The sequence below is a fragment of the Vibrio sp. T9 genome (assembly GCF_003123985.1).
GTDB classification, from domain to species: domain Bacteria; phylum Pseudomonadota; class Gammaproteobacteria; order Enterobacterales; family Vibrionaceae; genus Vibrio; species Vibrio diabolicus.
Genome location: NZ_NIGY01000007.1, coordinates 13056 through 30239, shown reverse-complemented (window position 1 = coordinate 30239; position 17184 = coordinate 13056). Strand labels below are relative to the sequence as shown.

Below are 17184 nucleotides of genomic sequence, written 5' to 3'. Positions count from 1 at the left end.
AGTATGCGACTATCGATTATAAAACCGCTGCAATGCCTTTACATAGAGGACCCATATTTGACTTCGTCATACCAGCAACACTGATTCGGCCTGAACCGACGATGTAAATACCGAACTCTTCTTTCAGACGGTTTACTTGCTCTTTAGATAGGCCAGAGAAAGAGAACATACCATTTTGACGTTCGATGAAGCTAAAGTCTGCGTCCACACCTTCTGATTTTAGTGTCGCTACAAATAGTTCACGCATCTCTTGGATACGGTCACGCATTTCTGCTACTTCAGCTTCCCATTCCGCACGCATTTCGGCGTTGCCAAGAATGTGAGTCACGACCGCGCTGCCGTGCGCAGGTGGGTTAGAGTAGATAGAGCGAATAATGGCTTTAACTTGCGAAAATGCGGTTGTTGCGACTTCTTCTGATTCCGCTACTAACGTGAAGGCACCAACGCGTTCGTTGTAAAGGCCAAAGTTTTTCGAGAACGAGCTCGCGACTAGGATTTCTTTGTTGTACTTAGCAAAAGTACGAAGACCCGCCGCATCCTCTTCCACACCTTTAGCAAAGCCTTGGTATGCGAAGTCGAACAGAGGAAGCAATTTCTTCTCTGCGACTAGTTTCGCCAATGTTTCCCATTCTTCGGCAGTTGGATCGATACCAGTAGGGTTGTGGCAGCAGCCGTGTAGAAGCACGATGTCACCTTCAGATGCAGATTGCAGATCGTTTAGCATCGCATCGAAGTCTTTGTCTTTTGTTTCAGCGTTGTAGTAGCTGTATTGTGCCGTTTCGATACCAGCGGCAGTAAATACGCCGTTGTGGTTTGCCCAAGTAGGGTTGCTGATCCAGATTTTTACATCGCCAAGTTGGCGTTTAATGAACTCACCAGCAACACGTAATGCACCAGTACCACCTGGAGCTTGAGCTGTTTTAGCGCGCTTTTCGTTTACAATTTCTGCATCAGAGCCGAAAAGCAGTTTTTGTACTGCAATGCCGTACTCAGCTGTGCCTTCGATAGTTAGGTAAGATTTGGTTTTTTCAGTTTCAACAAGTGCTGCTTCAGCTTTCTTTACTGTTGCAAGAACGGGGGTTTCGCCTTGCTCGTTTTTGTAAATACCTACGCCAAGGTTAATTTTGTCTGCGCGAGTATCTTTTTTAAACTCTTCAGTAAGGCCAAGAATAGGGTCAGCCGGAGCGGCAACTACTTTTTCAAACATAATCTTCATCCATGTTAATCGAAGGGGTGTGCTAACATTTATACCTTTCAGCAATATTGGTTACAACCGTTACTGAAAAGAAAACCTAAAAAAGTTGCGATTTGAAACAGAATTCTAACATAACTAAAGTTTTTGCCATGAAAACGTTTGGTAGGCACAGAGTTTGAAGGGGATTTATACCATGATTGATGAAGTTTTGTTCACGTACCAATCGTTTGACTTCAGTGCTTTGTATTAGTGATTTACGTGGAGTGGCGGTTACTAGTTGAGACAAAAACGCCCCACTAAAGGTGGAGCGTTTGCTTGTAAGAAGTATAGATGTCGGCTGATGTTATTTCTTCAGGTGGATTTCAGACTCAACCGCATTGGTTTCGATGTCTGGGTTAGAAGAAAGCTTCTCAGTCGCCCAGTCGTTCATATGTTTTAAGATTGCTTTTAATGCGTGCTTCTCTGTTGGTACTTCCGCTTTTTCGACGTCAAGCTTTTGTTTCGGGTGTGTGCCCGTCGCATCTTCCGCTACGTGTAGCCAATCTGGGTGCCAATAATAAGGTTGGCCGGAAGGTGAACTCCAAGAATGTACGCCGTTGGATTCACCTTTGTATTTAATGTCTTCTTCGTTGTATTTCGCCATTATTGTTTTCTCTCATAATCCATGAGTTGAGGTGTGCATCACCATTACTATCTAAATGTAACAGATGTAATGAAAATTAATGTGATAACTATCGACTTATTTTGTCATTCGATAGCTACAGACGATGCGTACTTCTCATTCAGAAGAATTTATTATTTGGTAGGTTTTGGCTTTATATGCGTTTAAAGCATACGACGATGGATTCGCCTACCTAACGCTATTCTTGAACGGTGATAGAGCCTAAACTACTCGTCATTCAAGTGTTTGAGAATCGCCGCTTTTGCATGCTCTTCTGTTGCGGCCTCTCCGTCAGGGACTTCAAGGTCAGCCTTTTTGTGTTCACCCAAAGCATCTTCAGCGATATGCAACCAATCAGGATGCCAGTAATAAGGGGTTGTGCCGCCAGGATGGTCCCAGCTATGTACACCTTTATGTTTCCCGCGATAAGAGAGATCGTCCATTGTAAATACTTTCATCGCTTCCTCCCGACTTAAAAGATAGATGTCTAAGTGGATTTAACACTCTCAGTCCCGTGAAATGCCTTGCTTTTCAGACAAGGCAAAGATTTAAGACCACTCGGACGTATCAGTAAAAGTATGGAACATAAATTCTCACTTCGTCGTCGAAATTGCTATAAACAAGCTTGATAAATTACGTTGCTAAATTGACTACTGCCATATCAGAATGCTGGCGCGAAGTATGCTATGGTGCGGCTGCAAGTGAAATGAGGGATACATGAATCGATACCGTCAATTGGCCGAATTGTTTAAGGCACAAATTCAGCAAGATACTTGGAGAGCAGGGGAGAAGCTGCCTTCAATACGCGTTACCAGCCGCAATCATTCCGTAAGTGCAGGTACGGTATTGCAAGCCTATCAATTGCTAGAGGCGCAAGGTTGGGTGATAGCAAAGCCTCAATCTGGTTACTATGTGACTGCCGATCTTGAACGTCTCACCAATACGAATGGAATTAAAAGTAACAATACGCCATGCACTAAGTTGAATGATGAGTTGTATTCGTTTTTGAAGCACCAAGCAACATCGGATGTTGTTCATTTAGGCTCGGCGTTTCCGGATCCGTGTTTGTTTCCTTTAGAGTCGCTTAACCGTAATTTGGCCAGCTCGGGACGAAAAATGGGGCCGGATAAGTTGCTAGACAACCTACCTCCTGGTGTTGAGTCGTTAAGGCGACTCGTCGCTCAGAGGTATATTCATCATGGGATATCATTAACCCATGATGATGTGGTTATTACTTCCGGTGCGCTAGAAGCATTAAACTTGAGTTTGCAAGCGGTCACCCGACCAGGTGATACCGTCGTTGTCGAATCCCCAACGTTTTATGGCGCACTTCAAGCAGTAGAACGGTTGGGGCTCAAGGCTATAGAAATCAGTGTCGATGATGAGAGTGGGCATTCGCTTGAACAAATCGAAGCAGCTTTTGCCAATGAAGATGTTCGGGCTTGTTGGTTAATGACGAACTTTCATAATCCAACCGGGGCTTTTTTGTCTGATGAACACAAACGATACATTGTTGAGTTAGCCAATCGATATGATGTGTATCTCATCGAAGACGATGTGTACTCTGAGCTGTATTTTTCTGACAAAAGGCCGAACTCATTAAAGACCTTTGATGAGCAAGAGCGTGTCCTTCATTGTGGTTCTTTTTCTAAAAGTTTATGCCCTGGATATCGCTTGGGTTGGGTGGTGAATAAGCGTTTTAACGAGACTATTCAAAAGCTCCAGTTAATATCGACATTGTCTGGGAGTGCCCCTATTCAGCAGGGAGTTGCACACTACTTACAAAACGACAGTTACGACAACCACCTGAGAAAGCTGCGTAAGACACTGCAACACCGTCAAGCTGACTTCGTGGATTTACTCGCAAAGCACCTACCTAAAGAGGTTACCTATCAACGTCCTGATGGTGGTTACTTTCTTTGGCTGAAATTGCCAGATGGAATATCAAGTAAAGCGGTATATCAAGCACTATTGTCTGAGCAGGTTACTGTCGCTTATGGCAAACTCTTTTCGATAAGTGATCAATACGAAAACTATTTAAGACTGAATACATCGCTTCCTTTAGAAACGAGTTTAGAAGGTGCTATCAAAAGGTTAGGTGATTTGCTTCGCGAATTACTCAGAATTGAAACTCATTAAACTGCTTAGTGTTTTTTTGCTCCAACTGTATCAGCGCCATTTTTGAAAATTATGCTTCAATCATTATTCAGGTCGACAGACCTTGGACGATTAAGCAGGATTTAAGATGAAAAAGCAGTTGGTTAAACATGAGTTAAGGTTAATCGCCGTTGCTATTTTTAGTGCGTTTTTACTGGTATTTGCGCATCTCATTTTGGCGAAGTCTTTCTCTCATATGGCATGGACAGAGTACACCGCGGCCGTGATCCCTTTCGTAATGTTTGGCTTATGTATTGTGGGCGTAAAGTACGCTGAAAAAGCGGACAGAGATAAGGAAGAAGACTAACTCAAGCTTGAGTTGCTTGGCAGATAGTATTGACGGTTGAGCACAAAATAAAAGACCTCCACTAGGGAGGTCTTTTCTAATTCTGTCTCACTAAAAAGTGATTAGAAGTTCGCAGAGCGAGGCGTACGTGGGAATGGGATCACGTCACGAACGTTGCCCATGCCTGTTACGTAAGATACTAGACGCTCAAAGCCTAGACCAAAGCCTGCGTGTGGCACTGTGCCGTAACGACGCAAGTCGCGGTACCAGCTCATGTGCTCAGGGTCGATACCCATTTCGCGCATACGTGCATCCAGTACGTCTAGACGCTCTTCACGCTGAGAACCACCGATGATTTCACCGATGCCAGGTGCTAGAACGTCCATTGCCGCTACCGTCTTACCATCATCGTTCATACGCATGTAGAATGCTTTGATGTCTTTCGGGTAGTTCTTAACGATTACCGGCGCTTTGAAGTGCTCTTCCGCTAGGAAACGCTCGTGCTCAGATGACATATCGATACCCCACTCAACTGGGAATTCGAACTCACGGCCAGAATCCAACAGGATTTGGATCGCGTCTGTGTAGTCAACTTGTGCGAAGTCAGAAGAAACAAAGTTCTCTAGACGGCTAACGGCTTCTTTGTCGATGCGCTGAGCAAAGAACTCAAGGTCATCGCGACGCTCTTCAAGTACTGCTTTGAATACGTACTTAAGCATGTCTTCAGCCAGTTTCGCAACGTCGTCCAGTTCTGCAAACGCAACTTCAGGCTCAACCATCCAGAACTCTGCTAGGTGGCGGCTTGTGTTTGAGTTTTCAGCACGGAAAGTAGGGCCGAAAGTGTAAACCTTGCTTAGTGCACAAGCGTAAGCCTCCGCGTTTAGCTGACCAGATACCGTAAGGAAAGTTTCTTTACCGAAGAAGTCTTCGTTGTAGTCCACTTTGCCAGCGTCTGTACGAGGTAGGTTTTCCATGTCTAGCGTAGAAACGCGGAACATTTCACCAGCACCTTCAGCATCTGAGGCAGTGATCAACGGCGCAGATACCCAGAAGTAACCTTGCTCGTGGTAGAAGCGGTGGATCGCTTGAGATAGGCAGTTACGTACACGAGCTACCGCACCGATTACGTTTGTGCGCGGACGTAGGTGCGCAACTTCACGTAGGTACTCGATAGAGTGACGAGTTTTTGCCATCGGGTAAGTTTCAGCGTCTTCAACCCAGCCAACCACTTTAACGCCAGTGGCAGCAAGTTCGAAGTCTTGGCCCTTTGCAGGAGATTCAACAATCTTACCAGTTACTTCAACAGAGCAGCCAGTCGTTAGCTTTAGTACTTCGTCTTCGTAATTATTAAGATTATTTGGGACCACGGCCTGAATCGGGTCGAAACAAGAGCCGTCATATATGGCAAGGAAAGAGATTCCAGCTTTGGAATCACGACGTGAACGGATCCAGCCACGAACAGTCACTTCGCTGTCTACTGCTAGCTGACCTTTCAATACGTCTGATACAGGCGCGTAAGTCATGTTTTCAATATTCTCCATTGAGGTAAAAATTCAACCCAACACTTATTAAAGTGCTTGTCTAATAACATTTTTGTTCAAAAAACAAGCTAAGTGCTGAGTTGGGTAGCATTTTACAGATTCAACGAGACATATTACCTGTCAATTCGCTCGCATCAACCTTTATATTCATTTTGATGGGGAGAATCTCTCTATTTATTCACTCTTTGATGCTCTGAAAGTGTGAATTGGTTAAGTAATTGCTCTAAACGTTCGGATAGATGCTCTAAATCAACACTAATATCACGCGTGTGCGATGCTGATTGCGATGTGTCGTCAGCATGCAGTGTGATCACATCAATTTTGGATTGAATACGCTGACTGACGTCGGATGTGGTTTGCGTCTGGCTTTGAATGTTTTCCGCATGTTTCAGAACTTGATGCATTTCATCGACAACGTTATGCATCGTGACTGAAAGTGTCTCGACATCGACTGAACGTTGGTGAGCAAACTGGCAGACAGTATCCACAGAGGCTAAGGACTCTTCACTCCCTTGCTGGAATTGAGAAATGATATGCTCAATGTTGCCCGTGGCTTCGGCGGTCCGAGAAGCTAGGTTACGCACTTCCTCCGCGACGACGGCAAAACCACGTCCTTGCTCTCCGGCTCGGGCGGCTTCAATTGCAGCATTCAACGCGAGTAGGTTGGTTTGTTCTGCAATGCCTTTAATGACCCCAAGAATGGACGACACTTCCTCGGTTCTTTGGTTTAACGAACTGATTTTTTCCCGTACGCCGTCAATATTGCTCACCAAGTGTTTGATGTCTTCGCTCACGCTGTGTGCTTGGCTTGCGCTGTGAGTAGCAACATCAACGGTGTGGTTGACTAGAGCTGTGGCGTTATTGGTCGAGTCTTCAACGGCGGTTTGTTGCTGCAACATGTCGGTGATGTTGCTTTGTACGTCACTGGTTTCCAATTGTTGATTATTGGCCGCTTTGTCTGTTGATTGTGCAACATCCGTTAACTGACTGGCTGAATTGGCAAGAGAGTGGGAGGTGTCTTGTACACGCTCTAAACTCTCAGATACCGTGTCCATAAACGAATTAATCGCGGTAGAAAGTTGGCCTACCTCATCTTTTTGGTGATGAACAAGTCGTTGAGATAGATCTTTACTATGGCTCACATTCGCCATGAATTGCGACGTTTTTTGTATTGGGCGAACAATGATCTTACGAATCAAACTCATCGTTATAATAAAACCAACAAACGCGATAACGGCCATTATTCCCATCGCAAACATTGCCTGTTTATTGATCATTGAATTGACGTGGTTCATGTTGTATTCCAAACGAATCGCGCCCAATACTTCGCCTTCTGGTGCTACATGGCAAGAAACGCAGTTGGTGCCACGATAATTTTCGCTTGATTTCATTGGTAGCGCGACAACCAGTCCGTTCCCCCAATCGGCTGAAATTGGCTCAATGACCAGTTCGCCATTTAAAGCTCGTTGATCAATATCATCGACCGGTTGTTGGTTTGCTTGTCCTGGTCCGTAAAGCTTGGTGACGGTATCGGCCCGCAACACGCGAACTTCTTCAATCCCTTCTTGTGCAAGTGCTTTTTTTCGCAAAGTTTCTTTTTGCGACATGGTGCCTGTTAGCATCATCATGTTTAGGCTATCGAAGTAATTACTAGCCTTATCATGAAGCTGTTCACTGAGAACATCATTGATTAAGGTTTTTTGTTGATGGTATTGATAAGCCGTAGAGGCTGCCAGAACACAGCTGAAGACGGCAATTAACGCGAGCAAGAGCTTAAAAGTGATAGTTGAGCGCATAAATTTATAAGTGTAATTGGAACGAACTGCACAATCTTAATGTGCACAAATGCACACTGCGATCAACGAAATGAATGATTGTGACCCCACTCATGTTGGGGATATGTAATTGTGATGTGAGTGCTGTGTAATCAAATGTTTGGCGCATGACAGAAATACGACGATCAGGACAAAGGTTTAATTATTTTCGCTGAGAACAAACGGCGTTTTGCTACGCTTGTATTGAGTAGCACTTGTCTGTTGGCAGTGAATTCCTTAGTATTGCGTGTCTTTTTAAAGCCTGAGAATCAAGATGAAAACAGAATTGTACAAAGAGTTTATGTTCGAAGCGGCACATCACTTGCCACATGTACCTGAAGGCCATAAGTGTGGTCGTTTGCATGGACACTCTTTCTTAGTTCGTCTTTATGTAGAAGGTGAGGTAGACCCGCATACTGGTTGGGTAGTGGATTTCGCTGAAATCAAAGCGGCATTCAAACCAATTTACAATCGTTTAGACCATTATTACCTGAACGACATTGAAGGGTTGGAGAACCCGACGAGCGAAGTGCTAGCAAAATGGATTTGGCAACAGCTTAAGCCAAGTTTACCGTTGCTAAGCAAAGTAGAAATCAAAGAAACGTGCACAGCCGGTTGTATTTACAAAGGTGAATAAGTCACTTTTTATTGAGCATTGAAGACAAAGGCAAGCCATGAGCTTGCCTTTGTTGTATCTGGATATTCCCTATTTTTTATACTTTTCTTGCTAGCTCAGTGGATGACGTAAAATCCACTCTTTTTCGTTCTCACCAAACGTTGTTTTCTCTGTATTGATGAATCCACACGCATCAAGAAAACTGATAGCGTATTGCTGACTCTGTGGCACAGTGACGCAAAGAGAGGTGCTTTCAGGGTCAATGGTATACGCATAAACGAACAGTTTGCGTAACGCTTCACTCCCAACCCCTTGGCGTTGGAAACGTCGATCAACCATCAAGTACTTGAGCCCCAGTTCGTGCCTTTTGGCAAAGGGGGCATGTTGGGAGAAGCCTTTATCGATAACAAGATAGCCAACTAATAGATCGTCAGAATAAATCGTAAAGAACGCTTCAGACTTATTGCGTTTTTGATAAGCCACTTCAAACGGCGTAGAAAATCCTTTCTGCTCTTCCTGCACATCCAATTGCATCAAACTCGAAAAATCTTTCAGTTTGGTGGGTTTAATAGCAATCATCGTTCAACCACAAATTGGCGGCATATCCTCATGCCGCCACGAACTTTAATAGAGTATTCCCTCTAGTTTAAGTAACTCACGAGGTTAAGAAAAGCTAGAAATGCAGAGGATAATAATAACCTTGGTGAATATAGGCACCTAATGTTGTGAGTAAGTGAGCGCTATCGGCGGTTTCTACGCCTTCAACAATGACGGTACACCGATACGTATTTCCCATGGCGATTAACTGACGCAACGTTTCCACTTTCTTATCGTCCGACTTTAAACCAATCACAAACTCCCGATCTATTTTCAAATAATCTGGATTGATTTTACTGATGAGCGACACGTTGTTGTTGCCAGTGCCAAAGTCATCGATACTGATTTTACAATCCAGTGCTTTTAGTTTCGCGACATTGCCATAAATCTCGGAGGTATAGTACATCGATGCATTTTCCGTGATTTCAATCGTCAGTAAACGACAATCTCGGTTAGATAGTTCTCTGTGTAGGATTGAAAAGTTGCGTCCTCGCAGCAAAGAAGGACAAATATTGATGCTGATAGGAATAGGCAGCGCTTTGTGCTTAGTATAGATGGACTCTATCACCAGTAAGGTATGAGTAAGGAGCAGCCCATTGCGGATCAGTGTTTCAATAAACCGTTGCGTATTTTTTACCTTAAACCGCGAGAGCGCTTCGTAATGCACAATCTTTTGCGCTGAAGTGTCATAAATCGGCTCCAGTTTGATTTTAAATTGTCGAATTGCACACAAATAAGCCATAAAGGCTTGTAGGGAGCGATGACGCAGTATTATGAGAAACAGCAAGCTTAATAAAATGATGCTTTGAAACGGTCCAGAGATGTAATACACCTCTTTATAGCCGCTGTTCTTCACGTGATAGTTGAAAAAGCGTTCATTGGTGTTACCAATTTCTAAAGAAGTCCCTGTATTGGTTGATAGCTTCATGCCGGAAAGAAAAAAACGCGAAATATGATTTTCAACGTTGTCGGATAAGTTAATGTTTTTGACACGAACCAAAACGGTCGCGTTATTCAAGTCAAATGATTGGGTCGTATAATTGCTATTATTACTCCACTCTTCAAATGCTTTTTTGCTGACAGGGACAACGGTTTCGGGGGTGACTAAACACCGGATATTGAAACGGTCCAGCATCATGCTCGATTCCACCAACTTTACATTATCAAAGAGCGACTTCAATTCTCTTTCATCAGCAAAGCAGCTCTTTTGGGAAAGGTTTTCTGCAATTTCGAAGGCGTTATCCAGATAATTATGTTTCACAATGCTGTTTATCGCGTAATAACAGATGGCAAAGAAAATGATCGCTGTGATCAACACGACCCACAACGTATCTGAATAGATCTTTTTATTACGCAGACAAATACGAAGGGCTTTGCCAAGGCTGTTTGTTGTGTACTGATTGATCTTGTGTTGATGGTCGATGCCATTCTGATGGTTGTTTTGCATAGTAAAAGGGATGAAGTATCCGGTCCGGTGAATATTTTCGATAATATTTTTTTTTGTGGTTACGTGTTCTTCCGTGAGCTTGCGAAATTTCCTTCTTAGAGCGGCCACCGCGTTTTTAAAGCCATTTTCAGGCAGTGTCATTTTGTATTGTTGAGTGATTTTGCTTTCTATCAATCGCTGGCTAATTGGCGTATTTAAGCTGCCGTATTTGGCGATGGTTGACAGAATGGCGTACTCATTTGGGTTGACAGGAATGGAGTGGTGGAGTGATTGATTGAGCTCTAAAGATATTTCGTTTTCGGACAAGCAAACGCAGATTTGGTTTCCAATTTCAAACCTAATCATGTGTTGGTGTGCTCCAAGTTTAATTTTTGGCTACGTTATCAATAAAGCTAGGAGAGGGATGTGATTTTTTACGGGGATATCCATAATAATTGGATATATTCAAGGTTTTAGGTTTTTTTATGCTGGGCATTATTCATGGTTAATGAAGTATAAAAAACCCGAGCAGAGGCTCGGGTTTCGTCGATATTCAGTAAGGCTTATTAACAGATAACTTTTACTGCTAGGCCGCCTTGAGAAGTCTCACGGTATTTCGCGTTCATGTCTTTACCTGTCTCTAGCATGGTTTCGATAACTTTATCTAGAGAAACAGTAGGAGCAGAAGAACGACGCAGTGCCATACGAGTTGAGTTGATTGCTTTTACAGCTGCAATACCATTACGCTCGATACATGGAACCTGAACCTGACCTGCAACCGGGTCACAAGTTAGACCTAGGTTGTGCTCCATCGCAATTTCAGCCGCCATACATACTTGCTCTGGACTACCACCCATAAGCTCAGCAAGGCCCGCTGCTGCCATAGAACATGCCACGCCAACTTCGCCCTGACAGCCAACTTCTGCACCAGAGATAGACGCGTTACGCTTGTAAAGGCCGCCAATTGCACCAGAAGCTGCGAAGTAACGGATGTAGTCTTTCTCAGTTACGGTTTGGATAAACTTGTCATAGTAAGCTAGTACTGCAGGGATGATGCCGCATGCACCGTTAGTCGGCGCAGTTACAACACGACCACCTGCTGCGTTCTCTTCGTTTACTGCAAAAGCAAACATGTTTACCCAGTCAACAACAGACATTGGATCGTTCGTTGTTTTTTCAGAAGTAAGCAGTTGCTGACGAAGTGCTGCTGCACGACGAGGCACGCGTAGTGGACCAGGCAGAATGCCTTCTTCGTTCATACCGCGATCCATACATTCGCGCATTGTGCGCCAGATGTTTGCGAAGTAAGTACGAGTTTCTTCGTCAGAATGAAGCGCATGTTCATTTTTCATGGTTAGCGCACTGATAGACAGGCCGCTTTCATGACATTGCTTTACAAGCTCTTCTGCCGTTGTAAACGGGTAAGGAACTTTTACTGGGTTCTCAACTTCTTTACCGAAGTTTTCTTCATCAACGATGAAGCCACCGCCGATGGAGTAGTAAGTTTTTGAGTACGCTTTTTCGTCATCAATCCAAGCGTGGATTTGCATGCCGTTTTCGTGTAACTCAAGGTTTGTTTTGTGGAAGTTCATTCCACCTTCACGTGGGAACGATACTGTGTGACAGTGCATGCCAACAGGAAGGCGTTCAGTTTCTTCTACGCGAGCGATAAAGCCCGGGATAGAATCGATATCAACTTTCTCAGGAGTGTTGCCTGCAAGACCCATGATGATAGCAATATCTGTGTGGTGACCTTTCCCTGTCAGTGATAGTGATCCATAAACGTCAACGGTGATTTTAGTGATGTCGCGCAGTTTTCCCATTGCACGAAGGTCATCAATAAACTCTTTACCCGCTTTCATTGGGCCTACAGTGTGTGAGCTTGAAGGTCCAACACCGATTTTATAGATATCAAAAACACTAATCATATCGATTACCTCAGAAGAAAGCCTCCCAAGGGGAGTTGGGAGGCTTAATTTTATCGTTATATTTTTGGATTAATCATACCGTGCTAGGGCAGGGATGATTAAAGAGCGCCGTAGATTACAGAACTAATGGCAGCAAGACCACAGATTGCTGTGAAAATTTGCACAGGTGCTGAAGTTTTGTACTTAGCCATCGCTGGAACTTTTTGCATTGCGAAGATAGGCATCAAGAATAGGATTGCCGCAATCATCGGTGCGCCCATTGTTTCAATCATACCTAGGATGCTTGGGTTAACGATAGCAACGATCCAAGTTGTGATTACGATGAAGATAAGAGACATCTTCTCGATCTTGCTTACTGGCGATTTTGAACGAGATTTCACTAGACCAACTAGACCTTCATGCGCACCTAGGAAGTGGCCGAAGTAGCTAGAAGTGATAGCCGCGAAAGCAACCAGTGGACCTAAGTAAGAGATCAGTGGAGACTCATGAACGTTTGCTAGGTAAGAAAGAACAGAGATGTTTTGCTCTTGTGCTGTTGCTAGTTGCTCTGGAGACAGAGAAAGTACAACAGAGAAAACGAAGAACATTACAAAGCCCATTAGCATCATCGCTGCGCCACCAGTGATAGCGTCAGTTTTCTTAACTGCGTCATCACCGTATACACGACGTTGTTCTTTAGAGAACTGAGAAATGATTGGGCTGTGGTTGAAAGAGAACACGATAACAGGGATTGCTAGCCATACGATAGCTGGCATTGCACCCCAGTCAGGTGATACTTCCATCATTGAAGTGTTCCAACCAGGAATTAGGTACACAGACAGCGCTAGTAGGATGAACACTAGAGGGTAAACCATCGCTGAAGTTGCTTTCAGCATAAGCTCTTTACCGAACACTACGCCCGCTGTCATTGCAGCGATAAGTGCACCGGAAAGTAGCCAGCGAGGAATAGATTCCATACCCATTTGGTTAACTAGGAAAGAGTCAACCGTGTTTGTGATACCAACACCGTAGATAAGTACGATTGGGTAGATAGCGAAGAAGTAAGCGAACGTAATAAGGTTTGCGCCAGTCTTACCAAAGTGCTCTTCTACTGTGTCAGTGATGTCCGCTTCTGGGTTTTTCGCAGAAAGAACGAAGCGAGCTAAAGATTTGTGTGCGAACCAAGTCATTGGTGCTGCGATTAGGGCTAGGATTACTAATGGCCAAAAGCCACCTGCACCTGCTTTAATAGGAAGGAATAGTACACCGGCACCTACTGCCGTACCAAAAAGGGACAGACACCAGGTAAAGTCTTTGTAAGAAAACTTACTAGACGATTGTGCGGTAGAAACCGCAGAAGTAGTTGTATTCATTTTTTAGTTACTCATTTTGGGAACAGGAAATAAGTCGGGAGTAATTTTGCAAGATTTTACACTAGGAAAATTAGATCTAAATCATTTATTGCTTACGCTTATTGAATGATATGTCAAAAACCTGCTTTTTATCACGAAAATGATGTGCTACTCGTGATTTCTGCTAATGAGTAAAATTAGAAAAACTTATCGATAGGGCTGTTTGTATAAATTTATTTCACCGCAAGCGTTTGCGGTGAAAACGGCAAATTAATCTAATGTGAATGAATGTTTATGAAGCAACGTTTTATTAATATTGATGCGCATGATGATCGCATCCATAAAAATACCGATATCAGAAGTTTTTAATGTGAAATGATATGTTTTTGCATCGATTCGATGATTTGTGCGGTCATGCCCCAGATGAAATGCTGTCTATATGGGATAGCAAATACACGATGACTGCTGTTTTTTAGGTCAAACTTGGTGCTGTACAATTTTGTCGGATTCAGAATGTGGTTAGCAGGAACTTCAAAAACAGACTCCACCTCATTTGGGTCAATATGCGTTTTATACTCAGGAGAAATAAAGGCCAAAAACGGTGTCACATTAAACTGACTAATCGTTGGCAATGTTGGAAGCTGGCCAAATACATGAATATGTTCATCTTCTATACCGACCTCTTCTTTGGTTTCTCTTAATGCCGTATTGATTAGATGATGATCTTCCTGCTCAAACTTACCGCCGGGGAAACTGATTTGTCCCGGATGATGACGCAAGTGCGCTGCTCGCTTTGTCAAAATGACCTGTAGCCCCTCCGGGCGTTCTACAAAACCAATTAAGACCGCTGCGTCTCGCAGTGATTTTCCTTTCATCCATTTCAGTCGCGCGAGGGACTCTTTGTGGTAACCCGTTGGAAGCCGAAATTGAAAGTTTTGCAGTAATTGTGTTTTGTCGATAACCAAACCAAATCCTTATTTATTGTGCCTAACCACTATTTATTATACTCAATGGCCGCAAGAGGCGTGGTGCTATCGCCGTTGGTACGGTATTAAAGTAGTAGTACGGCAATACCAAAGCATGTCCATTGGTTCTTTCCCTGCTTTGTGTCATGTGTCTCACTCTGCTTGGGTATAATAATTTGAAACTTATAAGGTTATAAACCATTCTTTATTTTAAGACGTCACTATGGGGCAAGTATTGACTAATGAAAGGGATTATTTTCACCGAGTTCATGGAGTTAGTGGAAGAGAAGTTTGGTCTCGATGTGTTAGACCAAGTGCTCGACCTTTCTAATGACGAAGGGATTTATACGGCGGTTGGTAGTTACGATCATAAAGACTTGGTTAAATTGATTGTGAATCTCAGTAAAGTATCTGGCATTCCACCTGAACAACTGCAAGAAGTATTTGGAGAGTGCGTTTTTTTGAATTTACTTCGCTCGATTCCTAGTCATGCCAGTTTGCAGCAGTGTGAAACGACATTTCAATTTGTTCGCCATGTTGAAGATTTTATTCATGTCGAGGTCAAAAAGCTCTACCCAGATGCTAATCCTCCTCAGTTTGATTTTATCAGCGAGACTCAATCAAACATGGTGTTTGATTATCGAAGTGCGCGGTGCATGTCTCACGTATGTTTAGGTCTAATAAAAGGCTGCGCAGCGCACTTTGGCGAAGTTATTCATATCAAACACCAAAACCAGTCAGAAGATGGTAGCCAGGTCCGCTTTTGGTTAGAGGCACAATAAGAACGATATGACAGGAAGTTCCTCGCTAGAAAGGAAACTCAAACGAGAAATCGAATCAAGAAAAGCAGCTGAGCGGTTATTGGAGCAGAAGAGCTTCGAACTTTATGAATCTACTCAACAGCTAAGTGTTGCTTTGAAAAAGCTTGAGTTGAAATCAAAAAAGGATTTACGCAAGTTTGAGTTCGAAGAGAAAGTTGACGCGACGCTGATTAAGTTTGGTCGAACTTTTTTGTCGAGCACCTTTGATGAAGCTATGATTGCCAGTTTTATTGAGCAGCTCACTTCGAACTCAATCATTTCTGCGGCTTACTTACATCTTGATTCCACAAAACTTTCTTCTTTGCGCCGACATCATTTTGGTCATTTACAGCTTCGCCATGAGAATACGATTAAGACTGTCCCCAATTGGCAAGGGGAGAACTTGCATTTGCCTATCATCATTGACAAGCAAACAGTAGGGGAGTTGATCTTCTCTGTTCAGTTGGATCAAATCGATCAGTCTTTTATTTCCAAACAGATGGAGCTGGTATCGGATTTGGTTCATGGGGTCATTGGCCGTCATTTGAGTTTAGAGCGAGAAGTGGAGCTGCGAAAGCGGGCAGAGGAATCGGAAAAAGCGACGAAAGAGTTTGTCGCCATGATTAACCACGAGTTGCGTACACCTCTTAATGGCGTATTAGGTAGTGCTGAACTACTAAGTCGAACACAGTTAGGTGAAGAGCAACGCCATTACCTAAACAACTTGACTCAATCGGGAGACTTGTTGAGGGTCATCATTAACGATCTTCTCGACTTCAGCAAGATGAATGCCGGTATGATGGAAATCATCGATAAGGTCTTTGCTTGGGAAGAGCTTGAAAAAGCCATCATGGGGGTATTTTCAGCTAAAGCAGCAGAAAAGCGAATTCATTTCTCCATCGATAAAAAGCTCGGTATTCCTGAGTTTTTAGTCGGTGACTTAGAGCGAATTACACAGATCTTGGTCAACTTGGTGGGAAATGCTATTAAGTTTACTCATTTGGGTGGGGTGGTGCTGCGAGTGGAGTGGATAAACGGTATTGCGCATTTTGAGGTTGAAGACACGGGTATTGGCATCCCGATAGAAGCACAGCCCTCATTATTTGACCCATTTGTGCAAGTAGATCGCTCGGCGAAGCGCAGTTTTGAAGGCTCAGGTTTGGGCCTTGCGATTTGTAAAAATCTAGTGGATTTGATGCAGGGCGAGATTAGCTTTGAAAGTGAAGAACGCAAAGGTACCACCTTTAAAGTCTCTATTCCTCTAAAGGAGGGACAAGCCCAAGGCGCAGCTGAGGGGGAATTAGCTACCATAGAGCGAAGTGATTTGGCAGGACGCTCAATACTGGTGGTTGACGACATCAGAATGAACCAAGTGATAGTTACTCAAATGCTGAAAAAACTCGACATTACGCCTGATTTAAAAGCTAATGGGAAAGAAGCTTTAGAAGCGGTGAAAAACAAAGAGTACGAACTGATATTTATGGACTGCCGAATGCCAGAAATGGATGGTTATGAGGCGACGATGTATCTGAGAGAGCGTGGCTTTACTCATCCTATTATTGCATTAACCGCTGGCACTACCATCGAAGAGCGTCAAAAGTGCATTGATTCAGGCATGGACGACATCCTCACTAAACCGTACACCGCAACCGATATTGAACAGATCATGTGTAAGTGGCTTGAGCAGTAGACGCAGCCTCTTAAAAAACGGATTCTTGTTAGCCAACGGCTAAAAGCCAAAGTACCTGTAAATAAAACACACAAAAAACGCTCCACACTGGATAATGCCGATCGCTTAACGATGTTTCTTGTGTCATTCCAGCGAGCCTTGGCGAGACTAGGAATCTAATAGCAGCATGCTGAGCGG

Annotated in this window: 15 protein-coding genes; 5 read left to right on the top strand and 10 right to left on the bottom strand. The window is 43.6% G+C overall.

Annotated elements, in window-relative coordinates; translation table 11 throughout:
• Positions 1–16 precede the first annotated feature (16 nt).
• From CBX98_RS15075 to CBX98_RS15065, 3 genes are all read right to left on the bottom strand, one after another.
• Positions 17–1207 (bottom strand): amino acid aminotransferase, encoded by a 1191-nt coding sequence (locus CBX98_RS15075; protein WP_012841647.1) that lies wholly within the window; start codon positions 1205–1207, stop codon positions 17–19.
• A gap of 331 nt (positions 1208–1538) precedes the next feature.
• Complete coding sequence (locus tag CBX98_RS15070; RefSeq protein ID WP_109169679.1) at positions 1539–1838, bottom strand: hypothetical protein; 300 nt, start codon at positions 1836–1838, stop codon at positions 1539–1541.
• 245 nt (positions 1839–2083) lie between these two features.
• Positions 2084–2314: a hypothetical protein gene (locus CBX98_RS15065; RefSeq protein ID WP_005396877.1), complete on the bottom strand. Its 231-nt coding sequence runs from the start codon at positions 2312–2314 to the stop codon at positions 2084–2086.
• 259 nt (positions 2315–2573) lie between these two features.
• Between CBX98_RS15065 and CBX98_RS15060 the strand changes: the two genes are divergently transcribed.
• Positions 2574–3995, top strand: coding sequence for a PLP-dependent aminotransferase family protein (locus CBX98_RS15060; RefSeq protein WP_109169677.1), 1422 nt, complete (start codon positions 2574–2576; stop codon positions 3993–3995).
• Between the two features lie 106 nt (positions 3996–4101).
• Positions 4102–4320: a hypothetical protein gene (locus CBX98_RS15055; RefSeq protein ID WP_012841649.1), complete on the top strand. Its 219-nt coding sequence runs from the start codon at positions 4102–4104 to the stop codon at positions 4318–4320.
• Positions 4321–4421: 101 nt separating this feature from the next.
• Here the strand turns inward: CBX98_RS15055 and asnS are convergent, their stop codons facing one another.
• Both asnS and CBX98_RS15045 read right to left on the bottom strand, forming a co-directional pair.
• On the bottom strand, positions 4422–5822 hold the full coding sequence (gene asnS, locus CBX98_RS15050; RefSeq protein ID WP_046876186.1) for an asparagine--tRNA ligase: 1401 nt from the start codon (positions 5820–5822) through the stop codon (positions 4422–4424).
• Positions 5823–6010: 188 nt separating this feature from the next.
• A complete protein-coding gene (locus CBX98_RS15045; RefSeq protein WP_109169676.1) occupies positions 6011–7636 on the bottom strand; it encodes a methyl-accepting chemotaxis protein in 1626 nt (541 codons plus the stop codon).
• 292 nt (positions 7637–7928) lie between these two features.
• On the opposite strand from CBX98_RS15045, the gene queD reads away from it, so the two are divergent.
• Positions 7929–8291, top strand: coding sequence for a 6-carboxytetrahydropterin synthase QueD (gene queD, locus CBX98_RS15040; protein WP_005376896.1), 363 nt, complete (start codon positions 7929–7931; stop codon positions 8289–8291).
• A 90-nt stretch (positions 8292–8381) separates the two neighbouring features.
• Here the strand turns inward: queD and CBX98_RS15035 are convergent, their stop codons facing one another.
• The 5 genes from CBX98_RS15035 to CBX98_RS15015 all read right to left on the bottom strand — a co-directional run bounded on the left by CBX98_RS15035 (position 8382) and on the right by CBX98_RS15015 (position 14517).
• A complete protein-coding gene (locus tag CBX98_RS15035) occupies positions 8382–8849 on the bottom strand; it encodes a GNAT family N-acetyltransferase (RefSeq protein WP_046876185.1) in 468 nt (155 codons plus the stop codon).
• A gap of 94 nt (positions 8850–8943) precedes the next feature.
• Complete coding sequence (locus tag CBX98_RS15030) at positions 8944–10659, bottom strand: EAL domain-containing protein (protein ID WP_046876184.1); 1716 nt, start codon at positions 10657–10659, stop codon at positions 8944–8946.
• A 200-nt stretch (positions 10660–10859) separates the two neighbouring features.
• Complete coding sequence (locus CBX98_RS15025) at positions 10860–12221, bottom strand: L-serine ammonia-lyase (protein ID WP_005396900.1); 1362 nt, start codon at positions 12219–12221, stop codon at positions 10860–10862.
• A gap of 98 nt (positions 12222–12319) precedes the next feature.
• The gene (locus tag CBX98_RS15020) at positions 12320–13573 is read right to left on the bottom strand and encodes an aromatic amino acid transport family protein (protein WP_005396901.1); all 1254 of its coding nucleotides are present in this window, start codon (positions 13571–13573) and stop codon (positions 12320–12322) included.
• Positions 13574–13917: 344 nt separating this feature from the next.
• Positions 13918–14517 carry a CoA pyrophosphatase gene (locus tag CBX98_RS15015; RefSeq protein ID WP_046876183.1) on the bottom strand — a complete coding sequence of 200 codons (600 nt, stop codon included), beginning with the start codon at positions 14515–14517 and terminating at the stop codon, positions 13918–13920.
• Positions 14518–14759: 242 nt separating this feature from the next.
• Between CBX98_RS15015 and CBX98_RS15010 the strand changes: the two genes are divergently transcribed.
• Positions 14760–15299, top strand: a complete 540-nt coding sequence (locus tag CBX98_RS15010) for a heme NO-binding domain-containing protein (RefSeq protein WP_012841652.1) — start codon at positions 14760–14762, stop codon at positions 15297–15299.
• Positions 15300–15306: 7 nt separating this feature from the next.
• Positions 15307–17007 carry an ATP-binding protein gene (locus CBX98_RS15005; protein ID WP_006741438.1) on the top strand — a complete coding sequence of 567 codons (1701 nt, stop codon included), beginning with the start codon at positions 15307–15309 and terminating at the stop codon, positions 17005–17007.
• The last annotated feature ends 177 nt before the right edge of the window (positions 17008–17184 follow it).

Coding starts and splice junctions, on each gene's coding strand:
- CBX98_RS15020 (WP_005396901.1), bottom strand. CDS start 13,573: ATGAATACAACTACTTCTGCGGTTTCTACCGCACAATCGTCTAGTAAG.
- asnS (WP_046876186.1), bottom strand. CDS start 5,822: ATGACTTACGCGCCTGTATCAGACGTATTGAAAGGTCAGCTAGCAGTA.
- CBX98_RS15025 (WP_005396900.1), bottom strand. CDS start 12,221: ATGATTAGTGTTTTTGATATCTATAAAATCGGTGTTGGACCTTCAAGC.
- CBX98_RS15005 (WP_006741438.1), top strand. CDS start 15,307: ATGACAGGAAGTTCCTCGCTAGAAAGGAAACTCAAACGAGAAATCGAA.
- queD (WP_005376896.1), top strand. CDS start 7,929: ATGAAAACAGAATTGTACAAAGAGTTTATGTTCGAAGCGGCACATCAC.
- CBX98_RS15060 (WP_109169677.1), top strand. CDS start 2,574: ATGAATCGATACCGTCAATTGGCCGAATTGTTTAAGGCACAAATTCAG.
- CBX98_RS15045 (WP_109169676.1), bottom strand. CDS start 7,636: ATGCGCTCAACTATCACTTTTAAGCTCTTGCTCGCGTTAATTGCCGTC.
- CBX98_RS15055 (WP_012841649.1), top strand. CDS start 4,102: ATGAAAAAGCAGTTGGTTAAACATGAGTTAAGGTTAATCGCCGTTGCT.
- CBX98_RS15030 (WP_046876184.1), bottom strand. CDS start 10,659: ATGATTAGGTTTGAAATTGGAAACCAAATCTGCGTTTGCTTGTCCGAA.
- CBX98_RS15065 (WP_005396877.1), bottom strand. CDS start 2,314: ATGAAAGTATTTACAATGGACGATCTCTCTTATCGCGGGAAACATAAA.
- CBX98_RS15075 (WP_012841647.1), bottom strand. CDS start 1,207: ATGTTTGAAAAAGTAGTTGCCGCTCCGGCTGACCCTATTCTTGGCCTT.
- CBX98_RS15070 (WP_109169679.1), bottom strand. CDS start 1,838: ATGGCGAAATACAACGAAGAAGACATTAAATACAAAGGTGAATCCAAC.
- CBX98_RS15035 (WP_046876185.1), bottom strand. CDS start 8,849: ATGATTGCTATTAAACCCACCAAACTGAAAGATTTTTCGAGTTTGATG.
- CBX98_RS15010 (WP_012841652.1), top strand. CDS start 14,760: ATGAAAGGGATTATTTTCACCGAGTTCATGGAGTTAGTGGAAGAGAAG.